The following is a 13747-nucleotide window of genomic DNA, read 5'->3' as shown; positions in this document are numbered from 1 at the left end:
CTTAGTGCATCATCATGTTGTAGTTCAGGTTCCACATAATCCAGATGGAGCCGACAACCACGATCGCAATGATGATTACGGTGAAGATAAATGCGGTCAGGTTCCAACCTTCATCGGACTTGCTGTTCATATGCAGGAAGTACACGAGGTGTACCACGATCTGCACCACAGCGGTCACCAGAATGGTGCCAAGGATAACCGCATGCGAGGCGGAGCCACTCATCACCATGGCGAACGGAATGACCGTCAGGATGATGGACAGGATAAATCCTGTCATGTAGCTCTTCACGCTGCCGTGAGAAGCGCCGCTATGATCGGTAGAATGACTCATTACATCGCCCCCATCAGATAGACAACCGAGAACACGCAGATCCACACGACGTCCAGGAAGTGCCAGAACAGGCTCAGGCACAGGATACGCGTGCGGTTAGTGCTGGTCAGGCCACGACGTGAAACCTGGAACATCAGCACCGCCATCCAGATAAGACCGGAGGTCACGTGCAGACCGTGGGTGCCGACCAGCGCGAAGAACGCGGACAGGAAGCCACTACGATCCGGACCAAAGCCTTCCATGATCAGGTGATGGAATTCATAGATTTCCATCCCGATGAATCCGGCGCCAAACAACCAGGTCAACGCCAGCCAGGAAACCACCTGGCTTTTGTTGTTTTTGTACATGGCGATAGCCGCCATGCCGTAGGTGATGGAGCTGAACAGCAGCAGTGCGGTTTCAACCAGAACGAACGGCAGTTCGAAAATATCTTTGCCCGTCGGTCCGCCGGCCGTGCCGTTCACCAGAACGGCATAGGTAGCAAACAGCGTAGCGAAGATAATGCAGTCGCTCATCAGGTAGATCCAGAAACCGAATACCTTCATCGGTCCTGTATCATGGTGCCCGTGTTCATGCGCGTGGGCAGTATGCGCAAGAGTATCAGTTGCCATTTTTCAGCCCTGCTTTGTTAATCTCATCGAAATGCTGTTTTTCCAGTTTTTCGACTTCTGCAACCGGTACGTAGTAATCCACGTCCTCGTCAAAGCTCTTAATAATCCAGGTCGCTACGATGCCGATGAAGCTGGCGATCGCCATCCACCAGATATGCCAGATCATGGCGAAACCAAATACCGTAGCGAAGGCGGCAATCACGATGCCGGCGCCGCTGTTTTTCGGCATATGAATTTCTTCATAGTGAGCAGGCTGTTTGTACGCTTCACCTTTCTCTTTCATTTCCCAGAAGGCATCACGTTCGTGAACCTGAGGAACGATAGCGAAGTTGTAGAACGGCGGTGGAGAAGAGGTTGCCCACTCCAGCGTACGGCCACCCCACGGGTCACCGGTCAGGTCACGGTTCTGATCGCGGTCGCGAATAGACACGTAGAACTGAATCAGCTGGCACAGAATACCGCAGGCGATCAGCGCCGCACCGCAAGCTGCAATAACCAGCATCGGGTGGAACTGCGGATCGATCTGCTGGCTCAGACGACGGGTCATACCCATGAAGCCCAGCACGTACAGCGGCATAAACGCCACGAAGAAGCCGATGATCCAGAACCAGAAAGCGCGTTTGCCCCAGGTTTCGTTCAGGGTGAAGCCAAAGGCTTTCGGCCACCAGTAGGTCAGACCTGCGAAGCAACCGAACACTACGCCGCCGATGATAACGTTATGGAAGTGCGCAATCAGGAACAGGCTGTTGTGCAGAACGAAGTCCGCGCCCGGTACCGCCAGCAGCACGCCGGTCATCCCACCTACGGAGAAGGTCACGATAAAGCCGATAGTCCACATCATCGCCGAGTTGAAGACGATGCGACCCTGATACATGGTGAACAGCCAGTTGAAGATCTTAACCCCGGTCGGGATCGCGATAATCATGGTAGTAATACCGAAGAAGGCGTTTACGTTCGCGCCAGCACCCATGGTGAAGAAGTGGTGCAGCCAAACGATGAACGACAGAACGGTAATACAGACGGTTGCCCATACCAGAGAGGTGTAACCGAACAGACGCTTACGCGAGAAGGTCGCGGCGATTTCGGAGAAGACCCCGAACACCGGCAGAACCAGGATGTACACTTCCGGGTGACCCCAGGCCCAAATCAGGTTGATGTACATCATCATGTTGCCACCCATATCGTTGGTAAAGAAATGGGTGCCCAGGTAACGATCCAGGGTCAGCAGCGCGATGGTGACGGTCAGAATTGGGAACGAGGCGATAATCAGGATGTTAGCGCACAGAGATGCCCAGGAGAATACTGGCATCTTGAACATGGTCATGCCCGGGGCGCGCATCTTGATAATGGTCACGAAGAAGTTAATACCGGTCAGGGTAGTACCGATACCGGAGAGCTGCAGCGCCCAAATCCAGTAATCAACCCCTACGCCAGGACTGTACTCAATTCCCGACAGCGGCGGATAGGCCAGCCAACCGGTCTGCGCGAACTCACCAACGCCCAGAGACAGGTTAACCAGAATCACGCCCACAACGGTGAACCAGAAGCTCAGGTTGTTGAGGAACGGGAAGGCTACGTCGCGCGCGCCGAGCTGAAGCGGAACCACCAGGTTCATCAGACCGATAACAAACGGCATCGCCACGAAGAAGATCATGATAACGCCGTGGGCGGTAAAGATCTGATCGTAGTGATGAGGCGGCAGGAAGCCGGCTTCCCCGGCCGAAGCCAGCACCTGCTGGCTACGCATCATGATGGCGTCAGCAAAGCCACGCAGCAGCATGACGATTGCCACGATAACGTACATGATACCGAGACGTTTGTGGTCGACAGAAGTCAGCCACTCGTTCCATAGGTAGGACCACTTACCGAAGTAAGTGATGGCTGCCAGAAGCGCCAGTCCCCCAATGATAATCGCAGCCACCGTTACCACGATAATAGGTTCGTGGTAGGGCACTGCATCCAGTGTAAGTTTTCCGAACATCGTTTTCTTCCTCGGCCCCTTAGTGAGCGGTTTCCGCGTGGCTCATGTCCATGCCTTCCATCCCGTCGTGAGCAGCGTGCTCGCCTTCAGGTTTAGACATGTTCATGCTCTCGTGAGACATGAATTTGTTCACAACATCTTTGAACAGATCCGGTTTCACGTTAGAGAAATATTCCACTTTGTTGTATTCGCTAGGCACAGCCACTTTCTCGAACGCGGCCATGGAGTCCATGGAGTTCGGAGACTGTTTGGCTTTTGCAACCCACTGATCGAAAGTCGCCCGATCCGGGGTGGCAATCGCTTTGAACTTCATACCTGAGAAGCCCGGGCCACTGTAGCTAGCGGAGATACCGTCATAAGTACCAGCTTCGTCAGCAATGAGGTGCAGCTGAGTCTGCATACCGGCCATTGCATAAATCTGGCTACCTAAGCGCGGAATAAAGAACGAGTTCATCACCGAGTTAGAGGTCACTTTGAAGTGTACCGGTACGTTCGCCGGGAAGGCGATTTCGTTAACGGTAGCAATACCCTGTTCCGGATAGATAAAGAACCATTTCCAGTCCATCGATACGACTTCGATGGTGATTGGCTTCTCGTCATGGACAAGCGGTTTGCTTGGTTCCAGTGCGTGAGTGGTTTTCCAGGTCAGAACGGCCAGGAACAGGATGATCAGAATAGGTACCGTCCAGACCACAGCTTCCACTTTGTTGGAGTGTGACCAGTTCGGGCTATACTTCGCATCTTTATTGCTCGCGCGATACTTCCAGGCAAATCCTACTGCCATCAAGACGGCGGGAATAACGACAATCATCATCAGGCCGAAGGCCGTCAGAATCAAAGAGCGTTGCTCCAGTCCAATCTGTCCTTTTGGGTCAAGGAGTGCAGAATCACAACCACTGAGTAATACAGTACCTGCGATTAATGACATCCATCCCAAACTTTTATTGTATTTCCTGAGTCTCATTGAACGACCTCAATTCCACGGGATCTGGTGGCGTTTAAAGTGTATGGGCATTTTACGGTAAGGTTGCATTACTGTAAACATGATTGGATCTCTGTCAGTTCTGTGTTAGCGGCTTCTGCTTGGTTTGTCACATATGTAACGTAGTGTTACTTAATCGCTTGCAAAGCCTGATTTTCGCGGGATTGATAACGAAAGGGATAAGAAAAGGAGTGCTTAGCGGCTAATGGGCATAACCACCCACAAATTAGAACAATTGTTTAACATTTAATTATCAAATAAAAGACATTGTGAAAACGAAAAATAAAATCCCCGGAGCTGAATCGGTTAAATTATTTAAAGAATCGAACGAAAACTGTCAATAATTTCCAGAAATCAAAAACGCACAAAACAACAAATAGCGCGGCGGACAATATAAAAGCGTTAATAAGCCGTTATAATTACGTTTCGTAATTACAACGGCTAATAATGAGGCTGGATCCTTAAATCAGGCGGGTTTTACGCAGCGCCAGATAGTCAAGCAGGCCGCCGAACAAAATCCCGCCGACGGCGGTGAGCGCGGCAACCTCCAGCAGGCCGGACAGGAAGGAGAACGACGTATAATCCAGCGCGTTGAGGATCAGCAGCGCCAGCCACACCGCGAGCAGCAGGCAGCCCAGAGTCAGGATCCCCAGCGCCAGCGCATAGGCCTGCGGGAACTCGCTACGCGGCATAAAGCTTGCGGTGCGTTGGGTATGCTCAAGCGTTTGCCGGCACAGCAGCAATAGGGCAATCCCCGGCACCGCCGCAACGACAGAGAAGAGATAGAAGGTCGACCAGCCGTGAGCCTCGACAAACCAGCCGGCAATCGGCCCAACGTATACGCGACCGACCGCAGAGAGCGCCGAGAGCAGCGCGAACTGGGTGGCGGAGAACGACTTATTACATAGCGTCATCAGCAGCGCGACAAATGCCGCCGTCCCCATTCCCCCGCACAGGTTTTCAAAGAATACCGCGGTCGCCATGGAATAGAGGTGCTTATCGGTAATCGACAGCAGCCAGTAGCCGGCGTTAGAGACCCCCTGCAGCAAACCGAAAATGAGCAGTGCCCGAAACAGCGTCAGCCGCTGCATCAGGACGCCGCCGTACAGGGCGCCGAGAATGGTGGCGAACAGGCCTAAGGTTTTGTTCACCATTCCCACTTCGCCAGCGTCAAATCCCACGCCGCGGATCAGGAAGGTGGTGGTCAGGCTCATGGCAAACGCATCGCCAAGCTTATAAAGGACGATGAGCAGCAGAATCAGCCAGGCGTTGTTGCGGCCGAAAAAATCGCGCAGCGGTTCGGCTACCGCCTGCTCGAGCGATCTGGGAACCGGGATAACGTCGCTCGGTTCGGGCGCCAGCAGCGTGGCGATAATACAGGGTACCAGCAGCGCCGCCATCAGCCAGTACATCCCCTGCCAGCCGAGATAGCGGTCGGCAAGCCACAGGGCTAGTCCACCGGAGACCAGCATCCCCAGGCGATAGCCCAGCACGCTGATCGCGGCGCCGGCGCCACGCTCTTCTGCTGGCAACACGTCGGTTTTCCAGGCGTCGAACACAATATCCTGCGACGCCGAGCAGAAGGCGATCACCACCGCCAGCGCCGCCATCCAGCGTAATTGGGTGACCGGCTCAAGAAAGCCCATCGCCGCGATCGCCAGCAGGAGTAATACCTGGGTGGTCAACAGCCAGCCGCGACGACGCCCAAGAAACGGCGGCGTGTAGCGGTCCATCAGCGGGGACCAGAGGAATTTAAAGACATAGGCCTGGCCGACGAGCGAGAAAAAACCGATCGTTTTCAGATCGATATTTTCCACCGTCATCCAGGCCTGCAGGGTACCGGAGGTGAGAGCCAGCGGCAGACCGGAGGCGAAGCCAAGGATCAGCAAAATGGCTGATTTCGGCTGCTGAAAAATGCGTAAGTAATGGCTGGACATAGCATAAAGCACGAACCCGGCGGAGGCCGGGTTCGCGATAGCATTAACGCGCGTTTTGCTTGATGAAATCGTGGATGCTGGTGTCCTGCGCCATATCGGCGATGGTATCGGTCAGGACGCTGTTGACGGCATCAGCGATGTTTTTGTTCGAGGCCTGGAAGGCGCCTTCAACGGAGTAGCTGGCGCGGTAGTTTTTGGTCATTTTCGTGCCGTTTGCCGCGGTGGCGATGATGGCGATATCGGCTTTGGTGGCGATGTTATAGCGCACGTTACCCTGAGAGACGTCAGCATAGAGTTTGTTGACGATGATCTGCAGATCGACCGCGCCGTTCGGGCCAATCATGTAGCCGCGAGACGTCATCTGTTTCTCCAGCACTTCCTGCAGCAGGAAGCGCAGATCGCGGGAGGCGGTGAGAGTGACCAGCTGATTGTCACGCGTCACTTTCGCCAGCGCCTGGTCCGGACGCTGATCGGCGCCGTTGATGCTGACGGTCACGCCCATCAGGCTTGGATCCTGCTGCGGCAGCGTGATTTTCGGCGATACTTCAATGGTGGTCGGCGGCGTGGCGCATCCTGCCAGCATAAACATGGCGACCAACGGGAAAAGAATCTTCTTAAGCATGTTCAGGTCTCAACGCATGGTGTTGTTATAAGGAAAATTACCGCCATCATAGCATTGCCAACGGCAAGGGGAAGTGGCAACGCGTGTAAATCCATCGTGCTGGCGGTTTTCTGAGCGTCCCGCCACGGTTAATGGCTCGTTCCCCGACGGATCTGGCGACCAGAGCCAGTAAACGTGATACTTTTGAATGAAAATATCAGAACAATGCTAATTTTTTGTTGTTTTCTCCTAATGGAAGCGGTAAAAGCGGCTAACATTTAAATGGAGTGGCGGCATCTCAGCGTTGTCGGAGGAGAAAATTCATGATGATACGTGAACAGATCGAAGCAAAACTTAGAGCAGCGTTCGACCCGATGTATCTCGAAGTCGTGGATGAAAGTTATCGTCACAACGTCCCTGCGGGCTCTGAAAGTCATTTTAAAGTGGTGTTAGTGAGCGATCGCTTCACTGGCGAGCGTTTCCTCAATCGCCACCGTATGATCTACGGCACGCTAACCGAGGAGCTGTCGAATACGGTGCATGCCCTGGCGCTGCACACCTACACGATTAAAGAATGGGAAGCATTACAGGATACGGTATTTGCTTCGCCGCCGTGCCGCGGCGCAGGGAGTATCGCTTAGAAATCCCATTTGCAACCGCTGGCGCTTTTCCAGTATGTTGCTTGCAGATTTAGCAAAAACGGCCTACGGGCCGTTTTGTTTTGCCTGGAAAATGCGCAAAGTCAGCGCTTTTGCGGGCAAATTTGAGCGGGAAATGTGAAAAATGCCGCAGCATCAGGCGACAACCGTTCTCGACTCACAAAAGTGATGCCGCTATAATGCCGCGTCTTATATATGAATGTCTTCGGGATGATTCTGACGACAGGGAATGTGTTTCTGATTTGAAGAGGGCATCCCGGTTCTGCGAAGCCACCTACACGCGCTTCCAGAGTTGACCGAGCACTGTGATTTTTTTGAGGTAACAAGATGCAAGTTTCAGTTGAAACCACTCAGGGCCTTGGGCGCCGTGTAACGATTACTATCGCCGCTGACAGCATCGAGAATGCTGTCAAAAGCGAGCTGGTCAACGTAGCGAAAAAAGTTCGCATTGACGGCTTCCGTAAAGGCAAAGTGCCGATGAATATTGTTGCTCAGCGCTATGGCGCTTCCGTTCGCCAGGACGTGCTGGGCGACCTGATGAGCCGTCATTTCGTTGACGCGATCATCAAAGAAAAAATCAATCCGGCCGGCGCGCCGAACTACGTTCCGGGCGAATACAAACTGGGCGAAGACTTCACCTACGCGGTAGAGTTCGAAGTGTATCCGGAAGTTGAACTGCAGGGTCTGGACGCGATCGAAGTTGAAAAACCGGTTGTTGAAGTCACCGACGCTGACGTTGATACCATGCTGGAAACTCTGCGCAAGCAGCAGGCGACCTGGAAAGAAAAAGAAGGCGCGGTTGACGCTGAAGATCGCGTAACCATCGACTTCACCGGTTCTGTTGACGGCGAAGAGTTCGAAGGCGGCAAAGCCTCTGACTTCGTACTGGCGATGGGCCAGGGTCGCATGATCCCGGGCTTCGAAGACGGTATCAAAGGCCACAAAGCGGGTGAAGAGTTCACCATCGACGTGACCTTCCCGGAAGAGTACCACGCAGAAAACCTGAAAGGTAAAGCGGCTAAGTTCGTTATCAACCTGAAGAAAGTCGAAGAGCGTGAACTGCCTGAGCTGACCGAAGAGTTCATCAAACGTTTCGGCGTGGAAGATGGTTCCGTCGCTGGCCTGCGCGCTGAAGTGCGTAAAAATATGGAACGCGAGCTGAAAGGCGCTGTGCGTAACCGCGTGAAGTCTCAGGCTATCGAAGGTCTGGTTAAAGCCAACGAGATCGACGTTCCGGCTGCCCTGATCGACAGCGAAATCGACGTGCTGCGTCGTCAGGCTGCTCAGCGTTTCGGCGGCAACGAGAAACAGGCTCTGGAACTGCCGCGCGAGCTGTTCGAAGAGCAGGCTAAACGTCGCGTCGTTGTTGGTCTGCTGCTGGGCGAAGTGATCCGCACCAACGAGCTGAAAGCTGACGAAGAGCGCGTAAAAGCCCTGATCGAAGAGATGGCTTCTGCGTACGAAGATCCGTCTGAAGTCGTTGAGTTCTACAGCAAGAACAAAGAGCTGATGGACAACATGCGCAACGTGGCGCTGGAAGAGCAGGCTGTTGAAGCCGTGCTGGCGAAAGCCAAAGTGTCTGAAAAAGCCACTTCCTTCAACGAACTGATGAACCAGCAGGCGTAATTTCGCCGCTATCGTTTAAGGTTCGAGCAAAAACCCGTTGCCGAAAGGCGGCGGGTTTTTTTTTAAGATAATGATAGCCACAGGCACGGTGCGAAAACGCATTAACCATGATAGCGTTACAGCAAAAGCTTGTTATGCTTGAAATATGGCAACACCATCCCCATTACCGGGGGAGGCAACTGCATCCGCAATCGCACGCGTATTGAAGAGGCGGTGACGCATTCAGCGGATAGAAACTGTGGCTGATAATCCGTCCGTAAGGTTACAATCAGTGCAGCAGGTATTTTAAAATTACTCCAGGAGACGGAAATGTCATACAGTGGCGAACGAGACAACTTTGCACCCCATATGGCCCTGGTGCCGATGGTCATTGAACAGACCTCACGCGGTGAACGTTCTTTTGATATCTACTCCCGTCTGCTTAAGGAACGCGTCATTTTTCTGACCGGCCAGGTCGAAGACCACATGGCAAACCTGATCGTGGCGCAGATGCTGTTTCTGGAAGCGGAAAACCCGGAAAAAGACATTTACCTGTACATTAACTCTCCGGGCGGGGTAATCACCGCCGGGATGTCGATTTATGACACCATGCAGTTCATCAAGCCGGATGTCAGCACCATCTGTATGGGGCAGGCCGCTTCTATGGGCGCGTTCCTGCTGACCGCCGGGGCGAAAGGCAAGCGCTTCTGCCTGCCGAACTCCCGCGTGATGATCCACCAGCCGCTGGGCGGCTATCAGGGACAGGCGACGGATATTGAGATCCACGCCCGTGAAATCCTGAAGGTGAAAGGACGCATGAATGAGCTGATGGCGCATCATACCGGCCAGTCTCTTGAGCAGATTGAGCGTGACACCGAGCGTGACCGCTTCCTGTCTGCTGCGGAAGCCGTGGAGTACGGGCTGGTCGACTCTATTTTGACCCATCGTAATTGATGCCCAAGGCGCAAGGGTGCCGCTTTACGCTTCATCCTTCTCGCCACGTCTGTGCGAGCGGTTGGCTTTTATTCGGCCGCTTGTCTGGCAGGCTTGCGGCCGGTGGCTTCGCTACCGGCTCGATGTAGCGCGAAGGATTTTGTGTATATACTAATGAAGGGCGGCACAACGCTATATGGCGGCTTGCGCCTGAGAATGGCATTTGCGTCGTCGTGTGCGGCACAAAGAACTTAAAAAGAGGTTTGGACTCATGACAGATAAACGCAAAGATGGATCGGGCAAATTGTTGTATTGCTCTTTTTGCGGCAAAAGCCAGCATGAAGTGCGTAAGCTGATCGCCGGGCCATCCGTGTATATCTGCGACGAATGCGTTGATTTATGTAACGACATCATTCGCGAAGAGATTAAAGAAGTGGCGCCGCACCGCGAGCGCAGCGCGCTGCCGACGCCGCACGAGATTCGCCACCACCTTGATGACTACGTCATCGGTCAGGAACAGGCGAAGAAGGTGTTGGCGGTCGCGGTATACAACCACTACAAGCGTCTGCGCAATGGCGATACCAGCAATGGCGTAGAGCTGGGTAAAAGCAACATCCTGCTGATCGGGCCGACCGGTTCCGGTAAAACGCTGCTGGCGGAAACGCTGGCGCGCCTGCTGGATGTGCCGTTTACCATGGCGGACGCCACCACCCTGACCGAAGCCGGTTATGTGGGTGAGGACGTCGAAAATATCATTCAGAAACTGCTGCAGAAGTGCGATTACGACGTGCAGAAAGCGCAGCGCGGCATCGTTTATATCGACGAAATCGACAAAATTTCGCGTAAATCCGATAACCCGTCGATTACGCGCGACGTCTCAGGCGAAGGCGTGCAGCAGGCGCTGCTGAAGCTTATCGAAGGGACCGTTGCCGCCGTTCCGCCGCAGGGCGGGCGTAAACATCCGCAGCAGGAGTTCCTGCAGGTTGATACCTCCAAGATCCTGTTTATCTGCGGCGGCGCGTTCGCTGGCCTGGACAAAGTGATTTCCCACCGTGTGGAAACCGGCTCCGGCATTGGTTTTGGCGCGACGGTAAAAGCGAAGTCCGACAAAGCGAGCGAAGGGGAACTGCTGGCTCAGGTCGAGCCGGAAGATCTGATCAAGTTTGGTCTGATCCCGGAGTTCATCGGCCGTCTGCCGGTAGTGGCGACCCTGAACGAGCTGAGCGAAGAAGCCCTGATCCAGATCCTGAAAGAGCCGAAAAACGCCCTGACCAAGCAGTATCAGGCGCTGTTTAGCCTTGAAGGCGCAGAGCTCGAATTCCGCGACGAAGCGCTGGACGCTATCGCCAAGAAAGCGATGGCGCGTAAAACCGGCGCCCGTGGCCTGCGCTCAATTGTGGAAGCGGCGCTGCTGGATACCATGTATGACCTGCCTTCGATGGAAGATGTCGAAAAAGTGGTCATTGATGAGTCGGTTATCGCCGGTCAGAGCAAACCGCTGCTGATCTACGGCAAACCGGAAGCTCAGCAGGCATCTGGTGAATAATTAACCATTTCACTCAAGCAGTTAACAAAAAGGGGGGATTTTATCTCCCCTTTTATTTTTCCTGCATTCCCGCCGTTGAATGTGTGGAATACATCCCCATATACTGGATTACATATTAACGACGATGCAGTGGAGTGTGGCGTCGTCGGCTACCTGGCGGACTTTAAACTAAGAGAGAGCTCTATGAATCCTGAGCGTTCTGAACGCATTGAAATCCCCGTATTGCCATTGCGCGATGTGGTGGTTTATCCGCACATGGTCATACCCCTGTTCGTAGGGCGGGAAAAATCTATCCGTTGCCTCGAAGCGGCCATGGACCATGATAAAAAAATCATGCTGGTTGCGCAGAAAGAAGCGTCGACGGATGAGCCGGGTGTAAACGATCTTTTCACCGTTGGAACCGTGGCGTCTATTTTGCAGATGCTGAAGCTGCCGGACGGCACCGTGAAGGTGCTGGTCGAAGGGCTGCAGCGTGCTCGCATTTCTGCGCTGTCTGATAATGGCGAGCATTTCTCGGCGAAAGCGGAGTATCTCGACTCGCCGGCGATTGACGAACGCGAGCAGGAAGTGCTGGTTCGCACCGCTATCAGCCAGTTTGAAGGCTATATCAAGCTGAACAAGAAGATCCCACCGGAAGTGCTGACGTCGCTGAACAGCATCGACGATCCGGCGCGCCTGGCGGATACCATCGCGGCGCACATGCCGCTGAAGCTGGCTGACAAGCAGTCTGTGCTTGAGATGTCCGACGTTAACGAACGTCTGGAATATCTGATGGCGATGATGGAATCGGAAATCGATCTGCTGCAGGTTGAGAAGCGCATTCGCAACCGCGTCAAAAAGCAGATGGAGAAATCCCAGCGCGAGTACTATCTGAACGAGCAAATGAAAGCGATTCAGAAAGAACTCGGCGAGATGGACGACGCCCCGGACGAAAACGAAGCGCTGAAGCGTAAGATCGACGCGGCGAAAATGCCGAAAGAGGCGAAAGAAAAAACCGAAGCGGAACTGCAGAAGCTGAAGATGATGTCGCCGATGTCTGCGGAAGCGACCGTCGTGCGTGGCTACATCGACTGGATGGTGCAGGTGCCGTGGAATGCGCGCAGTAAGGTCAAAAAAGACCTGCGTCAGGCCCAGGAGATCCTCGATACCGATCACTATGGCCTGGAGCGCGTGAAGGATCGCATCCTTGAATATCTCGCGGTGCAGAGCCGGGTGAACAAAATCAAGGGGCCAATCCTTTGTCTGGTGGGACCGCCGGGGGTAGGTAAAACCTCGCTGGGTCAATCCATCGCCAAAGCGACCGGACGGAAATACGTTCGTATGGCGCTTGGCGGCGTGCGCGATGAAGCGGAAATCCGCGGTCATCGTCGGACCTACATTGGCTCGATGCCGGGCAAACTGATCCAGAAAATGGCGAAAGTGGGGGTCAAAAACCCGCTGTTCCTGTTGGACGAGATCGACAAAATGTCTTCCGACATGCGCGGCGACCCGGCTTCCGCGTTGCTTGAGGTGCTGGATCCGGAACAGAACGTGGCCTTTAACGACCACTATCTGGAAGTGGATTACGATCTCAGCGACGTGATGTTCGTGGCGACTTCCAACTCCATGAACATTCCGGCGCCGCTGTTGGACCGTATGGAAGTGATTCGTCTCTCCGGCTATACCGAAGATGAAAAACTGAACATCGCCAAACGTCATCTGCTGCCGAAGCAGATCGAACGTAATGCGCTGAAGAAAGGCGAGCTGACCGTCGACGATAGCGCCATTATCGGCATTATTCGTTACTACACGCGGGAAGCGGGGGTACGTAGCCTGGAGCGTGAAATCTCCAAGCTGTGCCGCAAGGCCGTTAAGCAACTGCTGCTGGATAAATCGCTGAAACACATCGAAATTAACGGTGAGAATCTGCATGATTATCTCGGCGTACAGCGCTTCGACTATGGCCGCGCCGATAGTGAGAACCGCGTCGGTCAGGTGACCGGTCTGGCGTGGACGGAAGTGGGCGGCGATCTGCTGACCATCGAAACCGCCTGCGTGCCGGGCAAAGGCAAGCTGACCTACACCGGCTCGCTGGGCGAGGTGATGCAGGAGTCGATTCAGGCTGCGCTGACGGTGGTACGTTCGCGGGCTGACAAGCTGGGCATTAACGCCGACTTCTACGAGAAGCGTGACATTCACGTGCACGTGCCGGAAGGGGCGACGCCTAAGGATGGTCCGAGCGCGGGTATTGCCATGTGCACGGCGCTGGTCTCCTGCCTGACCGGCAACCCGGTACGCGCTGATGTGGCGATGACCGGTGAAATCACTCTGCGTGGTCAGGTGCTGCCGATCGGCGGTCTGAAGGAAAAACTGCTGGCGGCGCATCGCGGCGGCATTAAGACTGTTCTGATTCCTGATGAGAACAAACGCGACCTTGAAGAAATTCCGGATAACGTTATCGCCGATTTGGATATTCATCCGGTGAAACGAATCGAGGAAGTTCTGACACTTGCGCTGCAGAACGAACCGTTCGGCATGCAGGTTGTGACCGCGAAATAGTGATTCTGCGCAAATTGCGCTAA

General features: G+C 54.1%; 11 protein-coding genes. 5 read left to right on the top strand and 6 right to left on the bottom strand.

Annotation, left to right across the window (positions count from 1 at the left end; translation table 11 throughout):
* Position 1 precedes the first annotated feature (1 nt).
* The 6 genes from ACR809_RS19575 to ACR809_RS19550 all read right to left on the bottom strand — a co-directional run bounded on the left by ACR809_RS19575 (position 2) and on the right by ACR809_RS19550 (position 6464).
* A complete protein-coding gene (locus ACR809_RS19575) occupies positions 2 to 331 on the bottom strand; it encodes a cytochrome o ubiquinol oxidase subunit IV (protein ID WP_002891634.1) in 330 nt (109 codons plus the stop codon).
* Positions 331 to 942, bottom strand: a complete 612-nt coding sequence (locus tag ACR809_RS19570; RefSeq protein WP_002891635.1) for a cytochrome o ubiquinol oxidase subunit III — start codon at positions 940 to 942, stop codon at positions 331 to 333. Before ACR809_RS19570 ends, ACR809_RS19575 begins: the two co-directional genes overlap by 1 nt.
* A complete protein-coding gene (gene cyoB / locus ACR809_RS19565) occupies positions 932 to 2923 on the bottom strand; it encodes a cytochrome o ubiquinol oxidase subunit I (protein WP_002891638.1) in 1992 nt (663 codons plus the stop codon). Before cyoB ends, ACR809_RS19570 begins: the two co-directional genes overlap by 11 nt.
* A gap of 19 nt (positions 2924 to 2942) precedes the next feature.
* The gene (gene cyoA / locus ACR809_RS19560) at positions 2943 to 3887 is read right to left on the bottom strand and encodes a cytochrome o ubiquinol oxidase subunit II (RefSeq protein ID WP_002891641.1); all 945 of its coding nucleotides are present in this window, start codon (positions 3885 to 3887) and stop codon (positions 2943 to 2945) included.
* A gap of 479 nt (positions 3888 to 4366) precedes the next feature.
* Positions 4367 to 5842, bottom strand: a complete 1476-nt coding sequence (ampG, locus tag ACR809_RS19555; protein ID WP_004178749.1) for a muropeptide MFS transporter AmpG — start codon at positions 5840 to 5842, stop codon at positions 4367 to 4369.
* Positions 5843 to 5885: 43 nt separating this feature from the next.
* Entirely contained in the window at positions 5886 to 6464 is a 579-nt protein-coding gene (locus ACR809_RS19550) for a lipoprotein (RefSeq protein WP_002891647.1), read from the bottom strand.
* 302 nt (positions 6465 to 6766) lie between these two features.
* Between ACR809_RS19550 and bolA the strand changes: the two genes are divergently transcribed.
* From bolA to lon, 5 genes are all read left to right on the top strand, one after another.
* On the top strand, positions 6767 to 7084 hold the full coding sequence (gene bolA / locus ACR809_RS19545) for a transcriptional regulator BolA (RefSeq protein WP_002891649.1): 318 nt from the start codon (positions 6767 to 6769) through the stop codon (positions 7082 to 7084).
* A 345-nt stretch (positions 7085 to 7429) separates the two neighbouring features.
* Positions 7430 to 8728, top strand: a complete 1299-nt coding sequence (gene tig, locus ACR809_RS19540) for a trigger factor (RefSeq protein WP_004147333.1) — start codon at positions 7430 to 7432, stop codon at positions 8726 to 8728.
* 309 nt (positions 8729 to 9037) lie between these two features.
* A complete protein-coding gene (gene clpP / locus ACR809_RS19535) occupies positions 9038 to 9661 on the top strand; it encodes an ATP-dependent Clp endopeptidase proteolytic subunit ClpP (protein WP_002891804.1) in 624 nt (207 codons plus the stop codon).
* A 250-nt stretch (positions 9662 to 9911) separates the two neighbouring features.
* A complete protein-coding gene (clpX, locus tag ACR809_RS19530) occupies positions 9912 to 11186 on the top strand; it encodes an ATP-dependent protease ATP-binding subunit ClpX (protein WP_002891807.1) in 1275 nt (424 codons plus the stop codon).
* A 183-nt stretch (positions 11187 to 11369) separates the two neighbouring features.
* Entirely contained in the window at positions 11370 to 13724 is a 2355-nt protein-coding gene (gene lon / locus ACR809_RS19525; RefSeq protein WP_004151336.1) for an endopeptidase La, read from the top strand.
* The last annotated feature ends 23 nt before the right edge of the window (positions 13725 to 13747 follow it).

It is taken from the genome of Klebsiella sp. CD33 (genome assembly GCF_051992865.1).
In the GTDB taxonomy this organism is placed as follows: Bacteria; Pseudomonadota; Gammaproteobacteria; order Enterobacterales; family Enterobacteriaceae; genus Klebsiella; species Klebsiella pneumoniae.
This window is presented reverse-complemented; position numbering and strand designations above follow the sequence as displayed.